The 7,955-nt window shown below is 37.6% G+C and carries 2 protein-coding genes and 1 pseudogene; all 3 read left to right on the plus strand.

From position 1 onward, the window contains the following. Positions 1 to 3,197 (plus strand): annotated as a pseudogene (locus OEW78_RS09180) (hypothetical protein); the annotation flags it as partial. Between the two features lie 161 nt (positions 3,198 to 3,358). Further along, complete coding sequence (locus tag OEW78_RS09185; RefSeq protein ID WP_300327005.1) at positions 3,359 to 4,276, plus strand: methyl-accepting chemotaxis protein; 918 nt, start codon at positions 3,359 to 3,361, stop codon at positions 4,274 to 4,276. 30 nt (positions 4,277 to 4,306) lie between these two features. Beyond that, positions 4,307 to 7,955 (plus strand): S8 family serine peptidase (locus tag OEW78_RS09190; protein WP_300327006.1); only part of this gene is annotated, 3,649 nt, incomplete at its 3' end.

A 7,955-nucleotide genomic window follows, 5' to 3' on the forward strand; every position in this document is an offset into this window, starting at 1 on the left:
CTGCTGACACAGTTAACATAACATTAGAAGACTTGGATCTTAACGTAGACTCTGATCTTATTGATATCTATACTACTGTATCCGGTAGTGCTATCACAGCACTTAATGACGTGGTTGGCAGTGATGCTCATCCATTTGAATTAAGTGATGGAGATAGACTGGGTAGAGTACTAGATATCACCTTTGATGATCAACTTTGGACTGATCGTGGAAACACCTGTTCCACCTTACTAGGTGGTGACAAAGGACTCGCATCAACTGGCTTTACATTGATAGAGACAGCTCGTGATTCCGGTGTTTTCATGGGAAGCTTCCAAATCCCAGCTACATGGTGTAGAGACGGAGCAACTAGCCCTGAATCTGCAACCGGTCTTGATATTGAAGTCAACTATGTTGACTTTAGAGACGCATCTGGTGAAACCATTGAAGTAGGTGACAGCGCAGGAATTCGCGCAACCACCGGTTCAGTAAGTCTTGACAGAACAGTTTACCCAGTACCATTTGGTGTACCATCGAACTTTGGTAGCTTAGTTGGAGAAAACTCTCCAGATAACCGATCAATATTCCCAATACATGCAACTGGTATCAATACAGATTTGACTGCCTCAGGCAGCTTCTTAACAAATGGTGATCTGACTGTCCACATTAGAGTTAACGATCCAGACTTTGATATATCCGCAAGCGGTGAAGATGAAATTGCTCAAAATAGATCAGATATTCCTGTAGGCCCAGTACAAATCTCTATAATTAGAGGTTCTGAGACCGTAATTCTCGGTCATGCTGGTGGTTCTTCAGTAATTAACGGCAAGATCTTTGTAGGTGACGAAATTCCAGTAAACCAAGCCTTTAGTGGTGATGGGTTAATTGCACTTAGCGAACTAACTCTCACTTCTGGTGGTGCAGGTCATACTCCTGGTCCAGTAACAATCACTCAAGTGGGTGGCACTGGAGCAACAGGAATATTCACCGAAGCAGTTGGTAACGGTATGATCGCTCTTGGCGAAATTACTGCTATCACAACTTCCGAAAATGGATTCCTTGCTGACACATCAGTAACAATCTCACAAGCCGGCGCAACTACAGCAACTGCAACCTTTGCAGATGCAAGCGCCGACGATAACGTTGACGTAGTCGATATCACTGCTATTACAGCTGTTGGTGCCGGCTTTGTTAGCGGTCCTGTGACAATCACTGGTGTTCCATCAGGAAGCACTGCAATAGCAACCTTTGTTGATACACCTCTCTTGGACGGAATTATCGGTCCAGGCGAGTTAGCTATTACCTCTCCAGGTACTGGCTATGTAGATGGCACAGTTTCTATTGTTAGTACTGGTACTGCTGCAACAGCAACATTTGCTGATGCACTTACTGTAGTCAATCCAAACTTCGTCAAAGACTTTGGTCCAATGGATGAAATTGCACCAGATGCCGGAATATTTGAACTTGATCTTAAGATTAAATACACCGACGGTCCAGCCGACAGTCAATGTCCAACAACTGTTGACTTTGATGCCGGCAAAACAGGTACACAAGTAGAAACAGACAGATTTAGTATCGCTTCACCATCTGGTGAGAACTACTGTATCTTACAAGGAGATATCCTCCAAGTAGAATACACTGATCCAACAGATGCATCAGGTGATATTAACACTGTAACTGATTCTGCTACCTTTGACCTTAGAAACGGTGTATTGCAATCTGACAAATCAGTTTACATTATCGGATCTGACATGATCTTGACCCTCATTGAACCAGACCTTGATCTGGACAATGATCAGGCTGAGACATGGGACTTGGACTTGATCGAATGGGACTCTGATGCCGCAACCGTTACCATGGGTGACGCTGACGGTGAAGGAGGTGCATTTGACCCAGAACCACTAAACTTTAGAGAAACAGGTGATAGCACTGGTATCTTCCAGATTATCATCGAGATTCCTGAAGTTTTACAAGGTGACAGATTAGAAAGAGGAGAAGAAATTATCCTCGAGTATACTGACTGGGGTCCATCCGGATCTGACTTTGTAGGTGATGAAGATGAAGATATCAACTTGACACTATTCACTTCTAACTTCGGAGCAACTGTAGAACTTGACCAAAAAGTTTACACATGGACTGATAAAGTATATGTTACTATCGTAGCACCAGACCACAACTTTGACAGTGACTTAGTTGACGAAATCGGCAACACTGATCTAGACCCAATAAAGGTCTCTACCAGAGGTTCTGATATTGACAACTACAAACTTGTCGAAACTGGTACTGACACCGGCATCTTTACTGGTGAGGTTATCCTTACTGGTTTCACACACGATGCTGACGGTGACAGCACAACTGGTACAAACGGTAATGATGTAGTATCTAGAGCAGCATCCGGTGTAGGTCCAACTGATGGACTATTGCCAGCTGATGATGATGACGGACTTACTGTCTCCTTTGAATTCTCAGAGGATGAAACAATTGTAGGTTCAGCACTTATCAGATGGAATATTGGTGAAGTTCAGTGGCTTGAAGCAAGCTATCCAGCAAGCGGAACAGGTGTTGTAAGAGTAATTGATCCAGACATGAACTTAGATCCAGAAGCAGTCGACAACTTCGATGTCGATGTGTGGTCTGACTCCGATGCCGGAGGTATTGACCTTACTGTAACTGAGACTAATGAGGCAACCGGAATTTACGAAGGTACTGTGTTCTTCACAACTACTGACGAATCTTCTGGTCACAGACTCAGAGTCGCAGAAGGTGACACTGTCACCGCAGAATATGAGGACAATACACTACCAGATCCGTACACAACTGCAGATGAACTTGATATTACTGCCACTTCACTAATTGGCACTGTAGTACCACCTCTTGAGAGAGCACCAGCTGCTAACTTGAGAACCGTTGATGCATTCGGTAACAGTTTAGATACTGTCTCCGTTGACCAACAGGTACAAATCAGCGCTGACTTAGCAAATGGTCAGGATAGAGAGCAAGCATTCGCATACTTGGTACAGATTCAAGATGGTAACGGTGTTACAGTCGCACTAGCATGGATTACAGGTTCACTATCTGCTGGTCAATCATTCAGCCCGGCATTATCATGGATTCCAACACAAGCAGGAACTTACACAGCAACTGCATTTGTATGGGAATCAGTAGATAATCCAACGGCATTATCACCACCAGTAAGTACAACTGTACTCGTAAAGTAAGATAACTAGTTCTAATTACCCTTTTTTCCTTTTTTTGAATCCTTCTTAACGAAAGTTATGCATAATTTTTTCACAAGTAATATCTAGGAGAAGATTGGCAATTAATTAAATTGAAATTTCAAATATCACTTTCTGTTTTTTTTCTATTCTTATTGATGAGCATGCCAAATTCATTTGCAGAACTTGAATTATCTACAAACAGCAAGGTGTATTCTCCCGAACATACTCTGCAAGTTTACGGGAAAGGATTGCCTAAAGAAAATTTAATTCTACGAATTTTTGCTCCTGATGAATCAATTGCAAAATTTGATCAAATAACTACAAATGAAAATGGGTCTTTTAATTATGGATTATTAACTTGGCCTGAACCTTCAACTAATTTTCCATACGGTACATACACTGTTGAGGTAATCAGTACAGAACAAAATGGCATATCTCAAAAAATTGATGTAAAATTTTTATCTACAACAGAACTGCTTGATGTTCCTGTAGAAAGAAATGTTAACACTTTGGTCTTTGCTCCTGAAACTGCCGCAATAAATCAACCAATCAGAGTTTTTGTTCAAACTACCAGTGACGGACTTTTGATAGGAAATGAACCATCTGAATTATTAGGCACAACACACGTACATCTTCCTTCTGGAATATCTGTCTCCTTAACTAATTCATTTAAAACCCTTCATCAAGGATTGTACTATGTTGATTATACTCCTATAGAAGAAGGAACTCATGTATTTCATGTAGTTGCATTTAGTCAAGGAACAACATCTCATGGTTCAGCAGCTACAAATGTTCTAAGCCAAGATCTTGGAGGAATTTCAAATCAAATAATTAAACTAAATTCAATTTTAGATGAAACATCTATTCAGCTAGATGTATTAAAATCTGAAATTAAAGGATTCGATACAACCCTGAAATATGCAAGTAGTCAAATTGATGAAAACATTGGAACTTTTGCACTATCTGCAAAATCAATCAGTGAGTCTTCTGCTCAACTTAATGCATTATTATTACCAATTATTGCATCAGTAGGGTTGATTGTAGCACTACAAATTGCAATTCTTGCTAGAAGAAGATAGTTATAATAAGATAGGATTAAAAAATTATTCATGCCCAAAGCGGCTATCTTCTTTTCATTGTTGCTTTTTTCACCTATGATAACTAATTCACATGCATTCATTTCTGGTGATGTGAATAGTATTGCCAACATTGAAGACAAACTAATTTTTGATTCTGAAATAATACAAGTGAATCCTGATTTTTTTGTTGAAAATAATTTTAAAAGATATTTAATTTTTGGAAACAATCTAGAAGAAAATGCATTTTTAAAATCCAATTCAATTTATGGAATCCAATCTGATAATGGATTCTTTTCTGTTTCTATTATGTCTGAAACTTTGGCATCTGATCTAGTTTCACAAGGGTATTATGTTATTGAAGATTTCAAATTGGATTTTCATTCTTCAGATGAAATAATTAAAGATGTTTCTAGAATAGGTGATATTACAGGTTCAAATCTGGCTAAAACAAAATACAATTCAACAGGAAACGGAACTATAATTGCTATTGTTGATACTGGAGTTGATTTTTCAAATCCTGATATGCAACATTCCCTTGCACGAGATAGAATTAACCATCCTATAATGCTAGATCCTGATGGACAAGGAATAGTATTGACAAATGCAACTTTTTTTGCATATGTTGATAAAAATGAAATTATTAGAAATTACAGCAAGCCAATTCCACCAAATATGACTTCTTCTGCATATGTTACACGTGATGGAGTATTCCTTGATGTCTCTCAGGGTGGTAAAGGAAGTGATATACCGATATACAATTCATTTTTTCCACAGGTAGGCTCTTCAGTAATTTTCAATGGTACGCTAACAAATGATATGAAAATTGGTGATGATAATAGAAATTATATCAAATCAAAAAGTGGAGTGTATCATTTAGGAGTGATATATCAAGGAGGACTAAGCGGTCCTTTGGCACGGATTCAAGTGGTGCCTGTTTTAGTTGTTGATTCCTTTACTGCTGGCGTATATGATACAATCATCCCTGATCTGAGTACTTCTTGGGAGGACTATACAAGATTTGATTTGGAATCCGGAAAAAAGGCAAATTATGATTTTGATTTTACTGATGAAAAACCAATTGTGTTGGGAAGTGGAAAAGAATTTCTTGTTTATGATTCAAATGGTGATGGAAAAAATGACTACAGCGCAGGAACACTTGGTGCGCAGGTTCTTGATGTTTATGGTGCAATCAGAAAAAATTCCACTGACATCCATGATGCTCTAAATGCAATTAATGGAACTCTTTTACCTGCATTGGATTCTGATGGTGAATTCTTTGGAATAATGACTGATTTTATGGGACATGGAACATCAAGTGCAGCATCAATTGTTTCTCGTGGACAAGAAACTTATGACATTTACAACAATTCAAAAAAATATTCCATCACTGGTGTAGCTCCTGATGCAAAGATTGTACCAGTAAAGGCATTGTGGTTTGGCGATACTGTTTATGGTTGGTTATGGTTAGCAGGATTTGAAAATAAAGATCACAGTTGGAAATTTTCAGGAAAACCTAGAGTCGATATTATTTCTAATAGCTGGGGAGTCTCAAACTTTCCCAGTTTCAGTGCTTCGCCTGGAATGGATGTTCTATCATTGATTTTAAGTGTCTTGGCAACTCCTAATTCTTTGGATGATAATTATCATGGTGTTACAATAATTTCTAGTGCAGGAAATTCTGGCCATGGTTATGGAACAATTGGACTGCCAAATGCATCACCGTTTGGAATCTCTGTGGGAGCTACTACAAACAATGTATTTGTTGGATATGGTCCTTTCAAAGATCAACCCCGGTTTGGGAACACAACTGTTCATTCTAATCATGTTGTTGATTTTTCAAGTAGAGGTCCTGGTCCTATTGGAGATCCGAAACCTGACATCATGAGTATTGGTGCTCACGGCTTTGTACCCTCAAATGTATTAAAAATCAACAAAGATTCCAAAGACGAATCTTTCTCATTGTTTGGTGGTACTAGCATGGCTGCCCCTCTTGTTTCTGGAAGTGCTGCAATTCTAATTGAAGAAATGAAAAAACAATCAAAAGATTATGATTCTTTTCTGATCAAAAATATTCTAATGTCTACTTCAACTGATCTGCAAAATGATCCTTTCACTCAAGGTTCTGGATTGGTAAATACAGAATCTGCTTTAGATTATGTTAATGGTGAAAATGGAGTTTTCATAGTTTACAATGATGGTTCATTTGATAATATCAAAAAAATTCTTCAACCTGCAATTAAAAAGATCAACTCTACGTCAATTGGATTTGAAAAATTCCAACTTCCTGCACATTCATTTCCTATGACAAGTTGGTTTGCAGGACAACTACTTCCAGGTGAAAGAAGCACTACTACTTTTACAGTTGAGAATCCCTCTGATGATCCTCTTACAATTAGCATAAAACCTCAAACTATATCATTAATGTCAAAAACACATCTTAATGGAACAACAATTGTACAACAACAAGATTCTATTTTAAACAAAACTGGTACCTTTGCTCCAAACTATGTCAAACTATCTGAATTTGGTAATCCCCCTGAACTTGTGACGTTTTTTGATGAAGATAATCCGATATCTGATGAATCTTCATTGATGATATTGAATGCAAATTTCAAATTTGATGATTTTATGAATAATACTTCAGATGTTTATGCTGATGATCTGAAAATTGCATCTCTCTATCTTTATGATTGGATTGATAACAATAATGACACAAAAATTACTAGCAATGAATTATCCATGATCAATAGAGCAGGTTCTTGGGGAACTGTTCAGGAACTTAGAGTTTCAGAACCTAATGAAAAGTTTGAAGGTGTTCCTTTAGTTGGAGTCTATCCTATCCCAACAAGATATTCTTATTGGCTTGGTGAGACAAAACAAAATTCAACTTCCATGGATTATACAATTACTGCAAGTTATTACGAAAAAGAAAAATGGTCTTTGATATGGCCGGAATCTGAAACAATTACTGTTCCTCCAAAAAAATCATCCACTATTGATATAACATTAGTTACTCCACATGATTTCAAAACAGGTGTGTATCAAGGGTTTTTGACTTTTGAAAGTGATAGACATGTTGTAAATGCGCCCGTTTCTTTTGTAATTAAACAACCTGTGATGGAAAATGATTCAACAATCTTGATTAAAGGTATGCAAAGTGATGATGTACTTTATGGAAACGGATTCACTAAAGGCGCATTTGACATGGCTAATCGTTACATGGCTGGTGATTGGAGACAATATTATTTTGATATTCAAAATGAATCAATCAATTCTGCAGCAATAGAACTTTCCTGGATTGATGATGACACAAACCTCTCCGTATTTGTGATGGATCCTTCTGGACAAATTATACAAACAAATGTTCCATCTGGTGTATTTGGACATTTTCTTGGATGGGCTTCACTTGATTGGCTTGGCAATTCTATCTTTAGTCAAGGAGGTGGATTTTTCCCAGTAAAAAATAAAGATGAAACATCAACAGTTCTTTATGTTCCAATTAATCAAACAGGAACATATACACTGTTGACACATTCGACTTTGTTTGGTGGTTCATCAACTACTGAGCCAATTACACTTGTAGCTAAATTTTCAAACATTTCTCCTGAAATGATTTTGGAAAATGAACTACAAAATATAGAATCTGAACTTATTCCAAGTAATCCAAATAATGGTTCTG

Source organism: Candidatus Nitrosopumilus sp., from assembly GCF_029882185.1.
In the GTDB taxonomy this organism is placed as follows: Archaea; Thermoproteota; Nitrososphaeria; order Nitrososphaerales; family Nitrosopumilaceae; genus Nitrosopumilus.

Coding starts and splice junctions, on each gene's coding strand:
- OEW78_RS09185 (WP_300327005.1), top strand. CDS start 3,359: ATGCCAAATTCATTTGCAGAACTTGAATTATCTACAAACAGCAAGGTG.